Origin of the sequence: Puniceibacterium antarcticum (assembly GCF_002760615.1) — a bacterium.
GTDB classification, from domain to species: Bacteria; Pseudomonadota; Alphaproteobacteria; order Rhodobacterales; family Rhodobacteraceae; genus Puniceibacterium; species Puniceibacterium antarcticum.
This window is the reverse complement of the sequence record NZ_AWWI01000183.1, coordinates 1-678: the sequence shown is the minus strand read 5'-3', so window position 1 is coordinate 678 and position 678 is coordinate 1. Positions and strand designations below refer to the sequence as shown.

The following is a 678-nucleotide window of genomic DNA, read 5'->3' as shown; positions in this document are numbered from 1 at the left end:
TCCGGTTCGGCTCTGGCCGCAATGGAAGGCCGCGATGCCAACATCGGCGAGGACAAGATCCGCGAACTGATGAAGGCTGTTGACGACTATATCCCGCAGCCCGCACGTGCCGTGGACCAGCCGTTCCTGATGCCGATCGAAGACGTGTTCTCGATCTCGGGTCGTGGCACGGTTGTGACCGGTCGTATCGAACGTGGCGTTGTGAACGTCGGTGACGAGCTGGAAATCGTGGGCATCCGCGACACCCGCAAAACCACCTGCACCGGTGTGGAAATGTTCCGCAAGCTGCTCGACCGCGGGGAGGCAGGCGATAACATCGGCGCGCTTCTGCGTGGTATCGACCGCGAAGGCGTGGAACGTGGTCAGGTTCTGTGCAAGCCCAAGTCGGTTGCACCGCACACCAAGTTCGAAGCCGAAGCCTATATCCTCACCAAAGAGGAAGGTGGCCGTCACACGCCGTTCTTCGCGAACTACCGCCCGCAGTTCTACTTCCGCACGACCGACGTGACCGGGACGGTTGTCCTGCCCGAAGGCACCGAAATGGTGATGCCGGGTGACAACCTGAAGTTCAACGTCGAACTGATCGCACCGATCGCGATGGAAGACAAACTGCGCTTCGCCATCCGCGAAGGCGGCCGCACCGTCGGTTCGGGCGTCGTCTCCAAAATCCTCGAGTAA

Annotated in this window: 1 protein-coding gene; it reads left to right on the top strand. The window is 60.9% G+C overall.

The features are described from left to right. Positions 1–678, top strand: a 678-nt coding sequence (locus P775_RS26695) for an EF-Tu C-terminal domain-related protein (protein ID WP_245875881.1), incomplete at its 5' end; no start/stop codon positions are given.